This window comes from Moorena sp. SIO3H5, from assembly GCF_010692395.1.
Lineage (GTDB): Bacteria > Cyanobacteriota > Cyanobacteriia > Cyanobacteriales > Coleofasciculaceae > Moorena.
Genome location: NZ_JAAHHS010000128.1, coordinates 1 through 18,253, shown reverse-complemented (window position 1 = coordinate 18,253; position 18,253 = coordinate 1). Strand labels below are relative to the sequence as shown.

The 18,253-nt window shown below is 43.1% G+C and carries 13 protein-coding genes; 9 read left to right on the top strand and 4 right to left on the bottom strand.

Translation table 11 applies throughout. The annotated features are described in order from the left end of the window. The first annotated feature begins 169 nt into the window (after positions 1-169). Positions 170-1,453 carry an NAD(P)/FAD-dependent oxidoreductase gene (locus F6K52_RS15940; RefSeq protein ID WP_293079240.1) on the top strand — a complete coding sequence of 428 codons (1,284 nt, stop codon included), beginning with the start codon at positions 170-172 and terminating at the stop codon, positions 1,451-1,453. An 84-nt stretch (positions 1,454-1,537) separates the two neighbouring features. On the opposite strand, the gene F6K52_RS15935 is transcribed toward F6K52_RS15940, so the two are convergent. Together F6K52_RS15935 and F6K52_RS15930 are read right to left on the bottom strand one after the other, a co-directional pair. Then, a complete protein-coding gene (locus F6K52_RS15935) occupies positions 1,538-2,032 on the bottom strand; it encodes a TIGR00725 family protein (RefSeq protein ID WP_293079238.1) in 495 nt (164 codons plus the stop codon). Between the two features lie 358 nt (positions 2,033-2,390). Further along, entirely contained in the window at positions 2,391-2,540 is a 150-nt protein-coding gene (locus F6K52_RS15930) for a hypothetical protein (RefSeq protein ID WP_293079236.1), read from the bottom strand. Here F6K52_RS15930 and F6K52_RS15925 point away from each other — a divergent pair. From F6K52_RS15925 to F6K52_RS15910, 4 genes are all read left to right on the top strand, one after another. Further along, positions 2,518-8,298, top strand: coding sequence for a tetratricopeptide repeat protein (locus F6K52_RS15925; RefSeq protein ID WP_293079234.1), 5,781 nt, complete (start codon positions 2,518-2,520; stop codon positions 8,296-8,298). The two genes, F6K52_RS15930 and F6K52_RS15925, sit on opposite strands and share 23 nt — an antisense overlap. Before the next feature lie 84 nt (positions 8,299-8,382). Then, the gene (locus F6K52_RS15920; RefSeq protein ID WP_293079231.1) at positions 8,383-9,177 is read left to right on the top strand and encodes a sulfotransferase domain-containing protein; all 795 of its coding nucleotides are present in this window, start codon (positions 8,383-8,385) and stop codon (positions 9,175-9,177) included. 403 nt (positions 9,178-9,580) lie between these two features. Further along, complete coding sequence (locus F6K52_RS15915) at positions 9,581-10,069, top strand: hypothetical protein (RefSeq protein WP_293079229.1); 489 nt, start codon at positions 9,581-9,583, stop codon at positions 10,067-10,069. Positions 10,070-10,192: 123 nt separating this feature from the next. Further along, the gene (locus tag F6K52_RS15910; protein ID WP_293079227.1) at positions 10,193-10,333 is read left to right on the top strand and encodes a hypothetical protein; all 141 of its coding nucleotides are present in this window, start codon (positions 10,193-10,195) and stop codon (positions 10,331-10,333) included. 433 nt (positions 10,334-10,766) lie between these two features. Here F6K52_RS15910 and F6K52_RS15905 read toward each other — a convergent pair whose 3' ends face one another. Next, positions 10,767-10,970, bottom strand: a complete 204-nt coding sequence (locus F6K52_RS15905) for a glycosyltransferase family A protein (protein WP_293079225.1) — start codon at positions 10,968-10,970, stop codon at positions 10,767-10,769. Between the two features lie 838 nt (positions 10,971-11,808). On the opposite strand from F6K52_RS15905, the gene F6K52_RS15900 reads away from it, so the two are divergent. Further along, the gene (locus tag F6K52_RS15900) at positions 11,809-12,333 is read left to right on the top strand and encodes a hypothetical protein (RefSeq protein ID WP_293079223.1); all 525 of its coding nucleotides are present in this window, start codon (positions 11,809-11,811) and stop codon (positions 12,331-12,333) included. 89 nt (positions 12,334-12,422) lie between these two features. Further along, a complete protein-coding gene (locus F6K52_RS15895; protein ID WP_293079221.1) occupies positions 12,423-12,572 on the top strand; it encodes a hypothetical protein in 150 nt (49 codons plus the stop codon). Here the strand turns inward: F6K52_RS15895 and F6K52_RS15890 are convergent. Beyond that, a complete protein-coding gene (locus F6K52_RS15890; protein ID WP_293079219.1) occupies positions 12,542-14,512 on the bottom strand; it encodes a glycosyltransferase family A protein in 1,971 nt (656 codons plus the stop codon). The two genes, F6K52_RS15895 and F6K52_RS15890, sit on opposite strands and share 31 nt — an antisense overlap. Positions 14,513-14,880: 368 nt before the next feature. Here F6K52_RS15890 and F6K52_RS15885 point away from each other — a divergent pair, with 368 nt between their 5' ends. Together F6K52_RS15885 and F6K52_RS15880 are read left to right on the top strand one after the other, a co-directional pair. Further along, entirely contained in the window at positions 14,881-16,938 is a 2,058-nt protein-coding gene (locus F6K52_RS15885) for a tetratricopeptide repeat protein (RefSeq protein WP_293079217.1), read from the top strand. A 371-nt stretch (positions 16,939-17,309) separates the two neighbouring features. After that, positions 17,310-18,152, top strand: a complete 843-nt coding sequence (locus tag F6K52_RS15880; RefSeq protein ID WP_293079215.1) for a class I SAM-dependent methyltransferase — start codon at positions 17,310-17,312, stop codon at positions 18,150-18,152. The last annotated feature ends 101 nt before the right edge of the window (positions 18,153-18,253 follow it).

Here is an 18,253-nt window from a genome sequence, read left to right as displayed (position 1 = left end):
TTTTCCCTCTTACCTGCTCCCGTCTTGATGCAGTCGCTCATAGTGGAAACCCCCAAGACCGCGCTGCATCGCTGCTCCCTGCTCCCTGCTCCCTGCTCCCTAACAACCATAAATTTGTACCTCACAAGTCGTAGAATTGCTATAGTAACAACCATGTCATCTCAAAAACATGTCATATCAAAAACCTAAAATAGTAATCATCGGGGCTGGTTTTGCAGGATTGACAGCGGTCAAAAATTTGGCCAGAGTCAATGCAGAGGTTTTATTGATAGACCGCAACAACTATCATACGTTTGTACCTTTACTCTATCAAGTAGCTACTGGTTTTATTCCCCCAGAAACGGTAGCCTATCCATTGCGAAAATTCTTGCGATACGCTCCTAATACCAGTTTTTTGAAAGCAGAAGTTTTAGAAATAGACTTTACCGCTAAAGTTGTTAAAACTGATCAAAGAAATATTAATTATGACTATTTGGTAATAGCTACGGGGAGTCAAACTAAGTTTCTCGGTGTAGATGGCGCACCTAAATACACCTATCCCTTGCAAACTCTTGATGATGCAGTAGCCCTAAGGTATCGCATTTTGAGTAATTGTGAACAAGCTATTAGTTGTACTGACGAGGAAAGACGAAAACAACTACTTACTTTTACAATTGTCGGTGGCGGTGCGACAGGGGTAGAGTTGGCAGGAGCTTTAAGTGAGTTAATTAGAGATACCTTAGCTAAAGACTATCGGGAACTTGATTTAAAACAAGTAAAAGTAATCTTAATTCATTCAGGAAATAGATTGCTTGCTAATTTTCCCTATCATTTAGGATACTACACTGAGCAAGCCCTATGCCGTCGGGGAGTTCAAATTCATTTTAACACTCGTGTTACTTCGGTCATGGCTGGAGCCATTGAATTAGAAGAGGGTTCGATAATTGAAACAGGCACTATTATTTGGGCTGTAGGAGTAAAAGCTAATCTTCCTGTAGACTCTGAAAAGTTAGCTACAGCTAGGAAAGATCAAGTTTGTGTGCGCTCAACCTTGCAATTATTAGAACATCCAGAAGTCTATGCTGTGGGAGATGTTGCCTATGTTAAGCAAGAAGGCAAACCACTTTTAGGGATTGCACCTGAAGCTTTACAGCAAGGAACGGCAGTCGCTAGTAATCTCAAACGACAGCTTAGAGGATTATCTGTCAAACCTTTTAATTATTTCAACAAGGGAACAGCAGCAATTATTGCTCGCAATGCAGGAGTTGCTTATCTGTTTGGCAGAATTTCCTTAAAAGGCTGGTTAGCTTGGCTGTTATGGTTAGGTATCCATTTATATTATCTTCCCGGTTTATCAAATCGTTTAACTGTTTTGGGTAGTTGGATTAGAGATTATCTGACAGGAGAACGCAACGTACGCCAAATTTTCTCTGTCTCTAGCTCTACCAAAATCACTTCTTACGACATACGATAACCAGGCTAAAGGCATCTTGTTGCTTAAATTAGCCAGTCAGCTAATTTAACAGTACTTGCGATCTGGCTGATATCTACAACCGATCTAAGCATCATTTAAAATAGTTTTAACTAACTCAATAGCAGCATCTGGACTTGTTGCCAAAAAAACATTTTCCTGGGAAAGACTACAAAAAAACTGTTGACTCTCTCGATGGTCACTCAACAAAACAACCTTTTTCCAACTTTTGAGAGCCAGAGAAATTTCTGATGCTGTTCCTATGCCCATACCACAGGCAATCACCACATCACTAGATAGTACATTAATGGTATTGCGAGCATTCCCCATATCCGTAACGATGGCGATATCGACAGCATCAGACATGGCTCTAGTGTCGTTGGTGGGTAAAATCCCAATAGTTAATCCACCAACCATTTTGGCTCCCCGACTGGCCGCATCCATTACTCCCACATTTCTGCCACCGGTCAGCAGTACCCAGCCATTATCAGCAATGAGTTGACCGAGACGATAGGCACGATTAATGTCACTATCACTCCCCTTGTCACCGGGTCCCATTACCCCAACTACTATTTTTCTCATCCGTTATTTCAGTCTCTGAGATTGTTTATAAAGTAACTCTTTTGACAGCTATAGTTTTGACTATTGGTGGGTTACGGCGGACAGCTCTTTTAAAAGGTCAGCTTTTACCTACTCCCCGCCTAACCCACCCTACGCCTTAAGACAGCTATAGTATGAAGCTTCTGTAAACGTTGTGTAAAAATTCGTTAAAATTGTGTTTGATTGTTAATTAAATCACACAGGTAATTGAACTTATCTGTTAAGAATTTGATTGACTAAGAATGTTGTTAAAAAAATAAATTATGACTAACTTATTAATCCATTTTTTAACAATTATTAGATATAATTCCTAGCGATATCTAATAATTAGATATAATTCCTATTCCCGAATACCGACTACCGAATCCCAGATCAGCTGTTCTCTGTTGCCTTTGGAAATGTTCCATCGACTCAAACGATACTTTCTGATTAGTTCGCCATCCCCCAAACATCGTCTTTTGCCCTCAATGGCAGAAGATACCTTGCTCACTCCCCATCGCCTCCATTATCCCCATTGGCATGGGAATAATGGTCATCTCCCCCCTGTTGCGTTAGTTAAGTGGTTATCGACATCAGAAGCATCTAGAGAACAAAACAATAATCAAGACAATAATCAGGACAATAATCTAGGAACTATCCCCCTAGCAGGAGAACAGAAAACAGCGGAATCATGTATAAATCATGGGGATTACCTGTGGGCAAAAGGTCAACTAAATCAAGCAGTGACCCAGTATCACCGGGCAATTGAACTAGACCCTAAATCGAGTTTGGGTTACCAACGTCTAGGAGCAACGTTGAAGCAACAAGGTCAATTAGATCAAGCCACTGCTTACTATCGCAAAGCAATTAAATTGGCTGGACTAGAAACCATCGAGTTAGATCAGTCACAATCAAGAAAATCATCTATAGGTCAATCTGTTCCTAGCTCTAGTGAGCGCCACTGTAAACAATATCAGTCAGGAGGTCTTTTGGAAGCAGTTACGGTTTATCTACAACAGGCGCAGACTTACTTGAAGCAAAGACAATGGCAACAGGCGATCGCTGCCTGTGAGCGAGCCATTAAAATTGCCCCAGATACAGCCCAGGCTTACAAGATTTGGGGAAATGCGCTACAGTTCATGGGTCAGACTAGTGAAGCTATGGGTTACTATGGCAAAGCTTTGGAAATTGAGCCGGATTTTGCGGAAGTTTATGCTAATCTCGGTAGCTTGTGTGCTGGTAAGCAGGATTGGGAAGATGCGATCGCTTATTATCAAAAGGCGATTAAGCTAAAACCCGATTTGGCTGGGGCTTATCGCAACTTGGCTAAAGTATGGACTGAGCTGGGGAACCAACAGGAAGTGCTTAAATGCTGTTATCATCAGCTGATGCTAGAGTTGGATAAAGCTAAACCAGAGGACTTACTTAATCTAGGAAATCAGTTATTTAAGGAAGGTCTGGTAACAGAAGCGATCGCTTGTTATCGCCAGGTAATTGACCGAAATCCCCAGTCGGTGGTAGCTTACCAAAACCTGGCAGAAGCCTTGAATCGCCAGGGGAAATGGCAAGAGGCCAATGCTTGCTATCGTAAATTACTCCAATTTTATCGGAACGGTTCTCAGTTAACAGCTTCTCAGTTAACTAGTCAAATAAATGGTCAGTTAAATGGTCAGTTAAATGGTCAGATCAATGGTCAGTTAAATGGTCACACCCACAATCAAGCTAACGGCTCTGATGCCCTGAAACAAGCTATTGTGCCTCAATTGGTAGACAACCAGAAGCAGCAGCAGGTGTCAATCAATCCGCCTATACGTTACAGAGGAGGGGCAATAAAAGCATCAACTGTTGCCATTGTGCCTAGCCTATCTCAAATCACCCTTAATCCCAGCAATCAAACCATAAAGCCTATCCCTACTGCTCCAGAACGATTAGACCGAGAGCAATTACATCCAAACCAATTAGACCTAGAGCCATTAGACCAAGAGCCATTAGACCAAGAGCCATTAGACCGAGAGCCATTAGACAGAATCCGCGATCGCACACCACGACTCTGGGGCGGCAATCATTTCCTGCAACTTCCTAACTCTAAAGCTAATCTAGACCGAGATCAAAGCCTTGAATCGTTTATCAAAGCAGCTCAACAAAATCCAGATTCAGCTAAAATCCAGACAAATTTAGGCAGTGCTTATGCTCAGCGGCAGCAGTGGCTTGATGCGATCGCATGTTATCAAAAAGCGATCGCAATTAATCCCAGCTTTGCTGGAGCTTACCGTAACTTAGCAAAAGTTCTAACTCAAACCAATCAAGCAGAAGCAGCAGCAGATTATTGGTATCAAGCTCTGACATTGGAACCGAATACCGTATCGGCTGAAGAACACTTAAATTTGGGTAATACCTTAACAAGCCTTGGCAAATTAGCCCAAGGGATAGCTTGCTATCGTCAGGCAATTGAATTGAAACCTAATCTATCTGAGGCTTACCATCAACTAGGGGATTTGCTAAAAAACCAAGGACAAGAGCAAGAGCTGCTAACCCTTTATCAACAGGCAGTTCAAAACAATCCCCAAGATGCTAAAGCTTACTTCTATTTAGGAAACCTGTTCACAGAGCAAGAAGCATGGGAGCAAGCTTACCCTTGTTATCTCAAAGCCACTCAACTGCAACCGAATCTTGGACAAGCCCATCATAATTTAGGAGATACCTTAGTTAAGCAGCAACGGTGGCAAGAAGCAGTAACAACTTACCGTCGAGCCATTGAGATACAGCCAGATTTTTCCTGGTCTTATAACAACATGGGCGATGCCTTCCTTAAATTGGAACGGTGGCAAGAAGCAGCCGATGTGTTCCGACAAGCCATTGAACTCAAGCCAGATTTCCCCTGGTCTTATCAAAATTTAGGTGATGCTCTACAAGCCTTGGAGCAGTGGGATGAAGCAATTATTGCCTATCGCCATGGGATTGAGATCAAATCCGATTGGCCTTGGTCTTATTACAACTTGGGACAAGCCTTAGCAAAAACTGGACAGTGGCTTGATGCGATCGCAGCCTATCGTAAAGCGATCGAACTTGACCCGAATTTTGCTAAAGCCTATAGTCATCTCGGTGAAGCCTTAGCCAGAATTGGGGAGTGGGATGAAGCCATTATCTCTTACGAAAAAGCCATTGATATTGACCCCAGTCTTCATGTTTCCGTATACCAGAATTTAGGGGAAGCCTTAGAACGAAAAGCATATAGTAATTCAGAATATAGTAATTCAGAGCTTAATAATTTAGAACTTAGGACAAAAGACGATAGCTCTAGGTGGCTCTTTGAAGCAATCAATCCAGAGCGATTGACAAAAGACGATAGCTCTAAGTGGCCTCACGTTTTCCTTCAACCCTTTCATCCCCCCCAAACTCTCCCCGATGGCAGCCCCTGGCCAAAGATATCGATTGTTACCCCTTCGATGAATCAAGGTGAGTTTATCGAAGAAACCATTCTATCAGTGATTCATCAGTACTATCCCAATGTCGAACACATCCTGATTGATGGGGGCTCTACTGATGAAACCATGACCATTGTTAATCAATATCGAGACCACCTTACCTATGTGGTTAGTGAACCCGATAGTGGTCAAAGTGAAGCCTTGAACAAAGGATTTGCGATCGCATCTGGGGAAATCTTGACTTGGCTTAATAGTGATGACCGATTAGCGCCAGGAGCCTTATATAGAGTAGCCCTAGGGTTTTATACCAGTGGTGCTGATGTGGTAGCCGGTGTCTGTCAACTGTTTAAGGATGGCGTAGCCCTAGAGCAACACTTGACATCCTGTGCTAATGGACTGATGTCCCTTGAAGAAATCTTAGATGTAGAAAGGAATTGGCTAACAGGGAAATTCTTCTATCAGCCAGAAGTCATGTTTACCCGCACCATTTGGGAAAAGTGTGGTGCATCAGTAGATCAATCCCTCTTCTACAGTATGGATTACGAGTTGTGGGCGCGATTTGCTGCCATTGGAGCTACCTTGCAGGTAATTGGTTATCCTGTGGCTCAATACCGTATCCATGAAAACCAAAAGACTAGCACTATAGATAAGTATGAGCCGGAATTACTATCAGTATCAGAGGCTCTACGGACTAAATTCAACTGTCCTAAGTCTGAGGTGACAGAAGAGCCTGGGCAACGCCACAGCCTGCGGATTGTGTGCTTCAACGATACCGGATTTCTCGGAGGAGCTGGCATTGCTCACCAACGCATTGCCAAATCCTTAGCCTTAGCAGGACATCAAGTCATTCCCGTTGCTGGCACATTAGACTGGTCATTGACTCCCGTAGACTGCACAGGGTCAGAGGTCTATCAATTAATTGCTAGTCTCAATCCGGATTTAGTCGTAGTGGGCAATATCCATAATATGACTAATCCCTTGGAGATTTTGGAAATACTTACCAGTAATTTCCCCACCATCTTTGTCATGCACGACCAGTGGTTACTTACCGGACGCTGTGCTTATGTAGGGGATTGTGAAAATTACACCACCCTATGTGATCACGAATGTCCCACTAGCCATGAGTACCCGAGCTTAGCATCACAGAAAATAGCCGATGCTTTTCGTAAAAAACATCGGCTTTTAGGGAGCTATAAAACTGTGTTAGTGCTAGGGGATAGTCACTGGACCACTAATTGGGCTCGTTACGCCTTTGACTATCACCAGCCTCGACGGAATTTCAAAGAATGCGATAGTAAATTTCAGAGCATTTACTATGGCATCGATTTAGACATCTTCAAGCCATTAGACCAGGCTGAATGTCGGAGCCAGCTAAATTTACCTCAGGACAAATTTATTATACTCACTGGTAGTCAATCTGTAAATGATCAGCGCAAAGGATTTAAGTATCTACTCAAAGCCCTAGACATTGCCAATCTCGATAATATCCTACTGGTTAGTTTTGGTCATGGCTCTGCGATCGCAGAAAACCTTAATGTTTGGAGTACAGGATATATTGACCACCCCTCTATTCTAGCATGTTACTACAGCGCTGCCGATGTATTTATTGGGCCATCCCTTCAAGAAGCATTTGGTCAAACCTTTATAGAAGCAGCAGCCTGTGGCACACCAGCCATTGGCTATGGAGTAGGTGGTGTCAAAGAAGCCATCTTGAATCGAGTGTCAGGACGAGTAGTGACCCAAAAAACCCCAGAAGCCTTAGCTAAGGTAATCACAGAATTATACTATGACCCCGACAAATTAGACCTGTTGGGGAAAACCGCAGCTATGTATATTGCCAACCACTTCTCCTTACAGTCGAGCTATCACAGTTTTATGGTGGCCTTAGACCAAAGCGGTTGGGTCGATCAGCTCCAAATTCCCAGGGCAAGTAAATTTTTAGTAGACTCTCCCAAACTTACTCAACCCCTAGCGATTAAAAGCGGCATTCCCAAAAACAACAGTAGTATTATCTCTGGGGTTGGTATTCAAGGTTATACCCGTCAGGGTTTTGGAGCATTAGAACAACCCTTGCCAGAAATTGGTCTTTTTCGTCCCAGCCAGTGGTTACTGTGGCCAGAGGGGGAGTTTGCCATCATTGCCGATAATCCCAGGAAAGGTCAGCTAGTCATTGCCTGCCGTAACGTCTCCCAGGGTCAGTTCCTTGAAGTTTGGCAACAGGGTAAGTTAGGATTGCGAGTGGCAGTGCATCACTCTGGGATCGATCAAGTTAATGTATTTACCCTACCCATTTCGTTACTTGAAGGCTTCAATTTATTTTCCCTGAAGACCGAGACCTATCATGTTGATCAGTCCAATCGTCATTTAGGGGTACTGATTGAGAGAATTACATTTACAGAGCAACTCGATTGGGAACCGTTGCGGGAACGCCATGAATTATCCATCCTCATGGATAAGCATCTTAACGGGATCGGTTGGTTATCACCTGAGACATTAAATGGCACACCAGTTCGCTGGATGGAGAAGGTAGGTAGTGTGATTATTGACGGTATTAATACTATCAAGCCGCTGCAAGTGCGAGTTTCAGGAATGATGGCGGTGGAGAAACGCTTTATTAGCGATATGGTAGTTAAGGTAAATGGCAACGCTATTGATGGAGAGGTTCAGGAACAATCCGATAAATCTTGGGTGTTTGAAGGAATTATTCCCTCTGGCCGCCTAACCTTAAACGCTCCATTTGTGCTATCGATCGAATCACCAGGGGTGGGTCAGTTATCATCTATTGATTCGAGATTAGCTAGCCTATTAGTGAAGTCGGTGACCATTGGAGCAGCTGAAGGCTAATGGGAGATTATTCACTAGCTAGTATAATAAGTTAAATATTGGAATAGGGAGTAGGGAGTAGGGAGCAGTTTTTGAAGAGGGTTAATGGAAAAAATTATATATACACGAGACAATCAGAAAGTTTCTCTTGAGGTACCTCCCCCTGGTGATCTTCCTAGTTTCTTCGTCTTCGCGCTGCACAAATCAGGGAGTGTGATGCAGGACAAAATTATTGAAGATATTGGTTTTAACCTAAACATACCACTGATTAGTGTTGCCAAGACTTCCTTTAATCAAGGGGTAGAAGAAAGTGCCTTTGGTAAGGAGATATGTGACCTTTTTGTCAAAACTGGATATGGCTTTTACGGCTCTCGATATCTCCCTGCTTATCTTAATGATTTCGATTTGAGTGGTTTCAAAAAGATATTACTAATCCGGGATCCCAGGGATATTGTAGTATCCCATTATTTCTCCATGAAGAACAGTCATGTTATTCCCCCAGGTAAGATAGGTGATACCCTTTCAAAAAATCGCCAGCGACTACAAGAGATGGATATAGACCAGTATGCGATTCAACAAGCACCGATATTTCGCAAAATAATTCAAAGGTACAGCAAGATTGAAGATCAGTTATTCAAACTGTTTAGGTATGAAGATATCGTTTTCAATAAGCGTCAGTGGGTTGGGGATATTATCGATTTTTTGGAAGTAGATCTTGAAGAGAATAAAATAGAAGAAATAGCTAAGAAGCACGATATTTTTCCAACTAAAGAAAATCCCGCATTACACATCCGTAAAGTTACCCCAGGAGATTACAAAGAAAAGTTAAAACCCGCTACTATTGATAACCTTAATGAATGTTTTAAACCTATCTTGATTAAGTATGGGTATGAGAATTAATTCATAATTCTTAATTCATAATTCTTAATTCATAATTCTTAATTCATAATTCTTAATTCATAATTCTTAACTGTTAAGAATTATTTAAGGTTTTTCCCACTCCCTATCGGGTATATCTCACTGTCTTTATGCAAAGCCCCAGTGGGGGAAACCCCCTTTTGCCGCTGACAAAAATTCCAGAGAAAATTCCCACACTCTCCACCCGCCAGACATTTCTTTTCTTTCCTCTTGACAACTGTTTTTCCTTTAATCTAATATATCGGAGGTTGCTTAAGCCCCTAGCAGCAAAAAGCTGGGGAAGTAACTTCTGTAGGGGTGCAGAAAAAAGATAGTTACGAGGTGCTTAACCTTTCGGTTAATTACTTGTTAACCCAATCATTACGGTAAGGAAAAAAAATTAATTATGCAAAAACTACGCAATGCGCTATTGGCATTAGTTATTGCCATAGCTCTGACTTGGATGCCTTCCTTTACGGTACCTTCCGCACAGGCGGCTGCTGATGTTGAATTTCATCCTGGACTCCAGTTTTCAATCGCCCCGTACGGAGAATGGATAGAATCACAAAGCGGTGCGATATTTTCTCCGGACCACGAAGTTCATGTCTATTATGACTCCCTAAGGGTATCTTCTGATAATGCTAGCTGTCCTAGCTTTAGCCCTTCAACTGAGGTAACAGGCTACGTCATGTCTGATAACAGCGGTGATATTCAAGAATTCCCCCTTGTATCCCTTGACCCCCCTGCAGTGGATTTCGTCAAGTTTGGATCGTTTATTACTCCTCAGTGCTTTCAGGGTAGTCATGAGATCGAGATCTGGTTCAGTGGTACCGGCTCTGGGTGTATCGATAGTGATTACGGCAGCAATTACACTTTTCCAGTCATTTGCGAATAATAAGTTGTTGAGTCTGGAGAAAATTCTCAGCAGTGAAGTAAGCTAGGTTTCGCACTGGAATTCTCCCCAAAGAAGCAACTGAAAAAGCAATGCAATGCGCGCTGCATTGCTTTTTCAATAAGGTTGTTAAAGGTTGAATATTTTTTGTTACTCTCGATTCCCGATTCCCGATTCCCGATTCCCGATTCCCGATTCCCGATTCCCGATTCCCTACTCCCGATTAAAGATACTATCAATCACCTCTTTCATCTCCTCAGCAACTGAACTAGACTGTTCCTCAATAGTATTACGTTGCCCAAAATAGCTACAAGTTGCTTCTGGCAACCACAGGGCTCGGCTTCCTCTCAAAAATACTAGATTTATTATTATTTCTACCATCGCAGCGTCTTGATTTAATTCCCTATTGAAGCCCCCTACTAGGTCTAAACGACTGCGACTTGTTTCTCTAGGTAAGCATTCAGCCGTCAGCTGATAGCTATCAGCGATTAGCGCTACAGATGGTGCTTTTGAATAAAACAGGTAACCATTTGTTTAATCTCAGTGAAGTCACAGCGGTTGTGGCCTGTGCCACTTTGCTGACGGCTGTTCACGTTCCCGCAGCGTGGCCACAGGCCAAGGGTGAGCCTTTGGCTGACGGCTGACGGCTGAGAGCTGACCGCTGATAGCTGTTGGCGTAGCCTGCGCGTAGCGCATATGCTTACTTCTCTAGGGCATCTGGCAGTAAAACACTGTCACTATCGACAAAGGTGACAAATTCCCCTTGGGCCATCTCCAGAGCGCGTTCGCGTAGCGTGGCCGTAGGCCAATCGCACAACGCCCCCCATTTGCGTACGCATCCCCCTACACTTACTGATTTATACCGCTTCTCATAGTAACCAGTCCCCCCCTGATTAAGGAGCATAAGTGACATGCTCCCTGAGTTTTTCGTAAGATATGAGTTTTTTTATGAGTTTTATGAGTTTTTCTATGAGCTTTTCTATGAGTTTTGGGAGTAGGTCAACTTAATAGTACAAAATTACTATTAAAAACGACTGCTACTGAAGCCCCGAAAACATTGTAGTTCAAGGGTTTGTAGTTCAAGTGTTCTGACAAAATTGACCTGCTCCCTGAGTTTTTCGTCAGATATGAGTTTTTCTATGAGTTTTTTTATGAGTTTTATGAGTTTTTCTATGAGTTTTGGGAGTAGGTCAACTTAATAGTACAAAATTACTATTAAAAACGACTGCTACTGAAGCCCCGAAAACATTGTAGTTCAAGGGTTTGTAGTTCAAGTGTTCTGACAAAATTGACCTGCTCCCTGAGTTTTTTTATGAGTTTTATGAGTTTTTCTATGAGTTTTTTTATGAGTTTTATGAGTTTTTCTATGAGCTTTTTTATGAGTTTTGGGAGTAGGTCAACGGAATATTACAAAAGTAGTATTAAAAACTACTGCTACTGAAGCCCCGAAAAAACTGTAGTTCAAGGGTCTGCATAAGTGACATGCTCCCTTTTTCGTGAGATATGAGTTTTTCTATGAGTTTTTCTATGAGTTTTTCTATGAGTTTTATGAGGATCACAGATATATAACAGGGCTACTATTACACTGTTCTCACAAATTGATGGGGAGCAAGTCTATGTTCCAGAACAAATGAACTATATACCATAGGAGCTTGGCTTTTACCCATGAGGGGGCTATAGCTTTAGTACAAATGTTCTGCATAAGTGACATGCTCCCTTACGATAAGCAAAGGAAATTAATTATGCAAAAACTACGCAATGCGCTATTGGCATTATTTATTGCCATAGCTCTGACTTGGATGCCTTCCTTTACGGTAGCTTCTGCACAGGCTCAGCAAGCTCCTGATCGTCATCCTGGACTCCAGTTTGCAATCCAGTGCGAATCCCCGAAGTGCGATTTCGATAACGAAACAGGGAAGTTTGTCGAATTCCAAAGCGGTGACATAAAGCCGGGCCACCCAGTTCATATTTTTTATGACTCCCAAAGGTTACTTAATGCTCCAAATCCAAAACCTTGTTCTGATTTTGAGACTTTAGAGGTAACAGGCCACGTGATGAATCATGAGCCAAACGTCTCTTTTGAAAACCTTGACTGCCTTAAAGGTGAAGAATGCGAAAATATAGTGGATTACGTAAAGGTTGGAGATTTTGAGGCTCCTGAGTGCGACCCTAGTGAAGAGCTCCAAATCTGGTTCACTGGCAACGACGATGAGTGTATCGATGATAATAATGGCGAATTGTACACTTTTCCAGTGATTTGCGAATAATAAGTTGTTGAGTCTGGAGAAAATTATCAGCAGTGAAGTAACCTAGGTTTCGCTCTGGAATTATCCCCAAGGAAGCAATTGAAAAAGCAATGGAGCGCGGGCTGCATTGCTTTTTCAATTATGCAAAAATTATAAGAAACTCCCCACACTTCCCACATTCTTATTCCGACTCCCGATTCCCGATTCCCGATTCCCGACTCCCGATTCCCTACTCCCTACTCCCTACTCCCTTAGGATAGGCTCTAGCTTTTAATTTTTGCATCCATCCCTTCACTGTTGGTTGCTTAAAGATACTATCAATCACCTCTTTCATCTCCTCAGCAACTGAACTAGACTGTTCCTCAATAGTATTACCTTGCCCAAAATAGCTACAGGTTGCTTCTGGCAACCACAGGGCTCGGCTTCCTCTCAAAAATACTAGATTTAATATTACTTCTACCATCGCAGCCTCTTGATTTAATTCCCTATTGAAGCCTCCGACTAGGTCTAAACGACTGCGACGAAACATAATATTACTTTGACGCAACGGTTGCCACAGTTTCTCTAACTTCCAGATGTGTAAGTCTTCTAAATCCGGTAACTCTTGCCATGGCCTCACCTGGGTGATATTGTCTCCCTCAACCAGTTGCCACCCACTCAATAGTAAATCCAGGGTAGAGGATTCTCGGTCAAATGCTGCTACTTGTTTCTCTAGGGCATCTGGTAGTAAAACACTGTCACTATCTAGAAAGATCACAAATTCCCCTTGGGCCATCTCAAGACCGCGATCGCATCCCCCTTTAATAACAATTCCCCCCTTGTTAAGGGGGGCTAGGGGGGATCCCTGCTCCGAAGTCCCTGCTGCTCCCATCCCCCCCTTATTAAGGGGGGTTAGGGGGGATCTCTGCCTACTCCCTGTTCCCTGTTCCCTGTTCCCTGTTCCCTGTTCCCTGTTCCCTGTTCCCTGCTTCCTACTCCCTATTCCCTGCTCCCTGTTCCCTGTTCCCTGTTCCCTATTCCCTGTTCCCTGCTCCCTGTTCCCTACTCCCTGCTCCCTACTCCCTACTCCCTGATTACCAGCCCCATCCACCACAATAATTTCATAGTCGGAATAGTTTTGAGCCAGCACACTCTCCACTGCTCGCTCAACTATCGCGCTATTGTTTTCTCCAACAATAGACCTCTTGCCAAAGTAGTTTTTTGATACTCTTTCCCTAAATTCTTGTCCACTGTTCCCTTCTTGATGCAGTCGCTCATGGGGGAAACCCCCAAGACCGCGCTGCATCGCTGTTCCCTGTTCCCTGTTCCCTGTTCCCTGTTCCCTGTTCCCTGTTCCCTGTTCCCTGTTCCCAACGTCTGAAAGACGTCTAATAATAATCACACTAACTCGTGGTGAATCCTGATCATCCCAGGGTTTTAGCTGCCTGGTGCTGTCCGCAATCGTGCCTTGTGCTTGGACATTGCCAATGGTTTTATTCTCTTGCGCTTCTTTGCCCATATGGGCCTCATTTTTGCCCCCCATCAGATGACCGTAGCTATGATTTTGATGGACTGCCATCACCACTTCGCTGGCATCGACTATGGGATAACCCTTCATCGCCGCAGTAGTTACCATCCAGGTATCCCAATATCCCCGTCCTACCGCAAACTTAGGGATAGTAGGGAATAAATTTTTAGGAAAGATAAAGTAATCCTTAGCATCATGAGCACCTAAACAACCGGTTTGATAGACTTGTTGACACAGGCTTTCTTCCCAGTTGGGAGACTGAAATTCTATGGGATTGGACAAGTCAAGATTCCAGCGTCTTCCAGTGATTAAAAATGTCTCTAAGTGTTGGTAGACCTGTTGAATAGCTTGGGAAAAATCCTTCAGTAAAATAATATCAGCGTTGATGTAAGTGATGATATCGTAAGTTGCTTGTTCCTGGACTTGGGCAAATACACTATCCAGTAGAGGAGTGCCATAGCTATTGCACTCGATATCAGGAACATGATTAACTCCTAACTCTTCAGCAATGGAGGCTGTACCAATTTCATCACCAAATAAAATGATTTCTGGCTTGGGTTTGAGCAAAGTCCAGCTGGTAATGGCGTTGTGCTGGATGATACCAATCTTACCTAGGAAAGGCTTAGGCACCGTGAAAATGCTGATGCCTAGGGTTGCTGGAATCTCTGGCTTGATATACAACGGTTCGGCCATTGTGCTGATTGCTAATCCTTGATATTGATGGTATTGTTATAGAGTTTGCATCTGAGTTGTAAACACACGTATTGCCGAAAAAGGCACAAGGCAAGAGCCAAAAGGCAACAGGGGAAAGCGATCCTCAGTTTTATTGTCCAAGAAAAAAAGATGATTAAGGTTTACATCTCAAATGCAAACGCTATTTTATATAAGCAAATCGAATCGATTAGCTATAATCGATTAGCTATAATCAAGTTTTGGCGAAATCCCTAAGATAGCAGAATCAATTCGATTAGAAAATGCTAGATAGAACACAATTTTTTAACCATCTTTAAATAACAGTATAAAGAAATAGTATTAGGATGCCCTGCCAAATAGAACTAGCTATGGTTGAAACTTCTGTAAGTATTGCGAACCAATTGAGACAGCAAGGACAACAGAGTGAAGCAATTGCAGCATATCAGGAAGCAATTGAGTTACAGCCAGATAATCCAGGAATTTATCACCTCTTGGGACAATCTCAGGCTCAGCAAGGGGATTTAGAAGGGGCGATCGCAAGCTACCAAAAATCAATTGCCCTCAATCCTCAACAGTCGTTTTGGGTATACAAACATCTCGGGGATGCTCTGACGGCTCAAGGAAAACTGGATGAGGGAATGGTGGCTTACCAGGAGGCGATGCAGTTCGAGCCAGACCATCCCGATTTTTATCACAATTTAGGACAAGCTCAAGCACGACAGGGCAATTTAAACGACGCGATCGCATCCTACCAAAATGCGATCGCACTCAATCCTAGCCATCCGTTTTGGATCTACAAAAATCTCGGGGATGCTCTGAGGCAGACCAATCTAATTGATGAAGCAGTTTCTGCTTACCAGCAAGCAAGTCAGTGTGACCCAGAAAATGGGGTAATAGTATATCCTAACTTGGGACAATGTCAGCAGCAACAGGGAAATTTAGACGATGCCATCGCCTCTTACCAAAATGCGATCGCACTCAATCAAGAGCAGCCAGCTTGGGTTTACCGAAATCTCGGGGATAGTCTGAGCTCGCAAACTCGATGGTATGAGGCCATTACCGCTTACCGTCGCGCTATCACCATTAACCCCACCATCAATGGGGTTAAAGAGAGCTTAGCCGATGCTCTGCGAGAAACCAAACAATTGGAGGAAGCGATCGCAGCCTATTGCGATGCCATTGAAACCAATCCCGACCGCTTTGAGTCTCACCATTGGCTAGGGGATTTATATCGAGAAAACAAGAATTGGGAGCAAGCCGCAACAGCTTACCAATCCGCTATAGCAATCAACCCCTACAATGCTTGGACTCACAATAATTTAGGCTTAGCCTTAGCCCAACAAGGGAAGCTAGAAGAAGCTGTAGCCGCTTATCAACAAGCCATAGCCCTATCCCCCAATCAGTACTTTGAGTTTTACCAAAAATTAGGGGAGGCTCTCACCCAACTCCAGCACTGGCAGGAAGCAATTATCGCTTATGGTCGTGCCATTGACCTCAGTCCAGAAAATCCTGATTTATACTACCCCTTGCGCAAAGCATTAGAAGCATTGGGACAGTGGCAAGAACCAGACTATGAACCCCCATCAGAAGACCCTTGGCTAGCCGCTCACCAATGGGCAGATAGTTTGCGAGAACAGGGAAAAATAGCAGAAGCGATCGCAGCCTATCGCTATGCTCTCGACATCAATCCCAACTGTTGTGAGTCTTACCATTGGTTAGGGGATTTACTCTTAACACAACAGAATTGGCATGAAGCAGCAACAGCTTACCAGCGAGCCATAGAACTAAATCCTTACAATCCCTGGTCTCACCATAATTTAGGGCTAGCCTTAACCGAATACGGCAAATTAGACGAAGCAGTAGCAGCCTTAAACCAAGCCATAGCCCTATGCCCCAACCAGTACTTTGAATTTTACCAAAACTTAGGAAACGCCCTCAGCAAACTCCAGCGTTGGGATCAATCCCTTAGCGCCTATGGCAGTGCTATTGAATTAAATCCAGGTCATCCTCAGTTACACAGTAGTGTAGGAAGTGTATTGGTTCAATTGGGAAAGTCCGATCAGGCGGTAGCGTCCTACCGCCGCTCCATACAGTTGAACCCACATGACCCCGAGATACACGAACAATTAGGAAATGTGCTTCGAGAAAGAGTCCAGGTAGATTTAGATCAAGCAATGAGCTGTTATCGTCGAGCCATTCGGACTAATCCAGATAATCTCGATAATTATCACAAGGCATTAGGGATACAATCCAACGATCCTGAACTGTATCTACAGTTAGGCAATACATTAGTTAAACAAAATCAGTTAGACCAAGCCATCATTTTCTACCAAATCGCCCTCCAGATCCAACCCGAAAATTATGAAGTAAAGGCTCAGTTGACCAGGGTTTTGGAAAAACAAGGGAAACTAGGGAATAGGGAATAGGGAGTAGGGAGTAGGGAATAGGCAAGAGGCAAGAGGCAAAAGGCAAGAGGCAAAAGGCAAGAGGCAAAAGGCAAGAGGCAAAAGGCAACCTTCTAACCTTCTAACCTTCTAACCTTCAACCTTAAACCTTAAACCTTCAACCTTCAACCTTCTAACCTTCAACCTTCAACCTTCTAACCTTCAACCTTCTAACCTTCAACCTTCAACCTTCTAACCTTCAACCTTGATATAGCGTTTCTAATACTTATAAAGTAAAGTCAATTTTATTCCCCTTGCTCCCGATTCCCGATTCCCGATTCCCGATTCCCGATTCCCGATTCCCGACTCCCCAAGACAAAACTACCTCACCAGATTGATAACTGCCACCAAAAATGAAAACTGAAAAATCCTATAACGGCACGTTCCTCTATTTCGATTATCCCATAAATCAAAAATCCAGATATGGGTATGGGAAGCCTCCTCATCCCAAACTGTATGAAATAATTAATCGAGGGAGAGAGACTTACAAAACCTATCTCAATAGCTTTTTGGAATACCGGGAAAACCTGCGAAAATTAGCCAATAAAGCCATAAAAGAGCACTCCACCGAGCCATCATTATTCAATCCCTGGCTCCCTGGTCTTGATGCCGTTTCCCTTTATAGTTTTATTCGCTTGAATAAGCCTAAACTCTATTTGGAAGTTGGGTCAGGAAACTCTACGAAATTCGCTAGGCGAGCGATAAAAGATGGTGGGCTAAACACTAAGATTATATCTATCGATCCTCAACCGAGAGCAGAAGTTGATTTAATCTGTGATGAAGTGATTAGACAGCCCGTCGAGACTGTCGATATTGCTATTTTTGATCAACTGGAATCTGGGGATATATTATTTGTTGATAATTCCCATCGAGTATTCATGAATTCTGATGCTACAGTAATGTTTTTAGATGTTTTATATAAATTAAAGCCAGGTGTCATTGTCGAATTTCATGATATCTTTTTACCTTATGATTATCCTCAAAAATGGGACAAGCGCCATTATTCTGAACAGTATGTATTAGCTGGCTACATCTTGGCAGAAGGTAGTAAATTTGATATTATTATGCCAAACGCTTTTATCGCTTACGATCCCTACTTAAAAGCTCTAATGTCACCCCTTTGGGAATCCCCTGAAATGACTGGTGTTAATAAAGGAGGAGCTTCCTTTTGGCTTAAAATGAGAGAATTATCTTGAAGACTAGAGGGAATAGGGAATAGGGAACAGGCAAAAGTTTTAAGGCAAGAGGCACCCACCCCTAACCCCTCCCAGGAGGGGAAGGCAATAGGCAAGAGGAA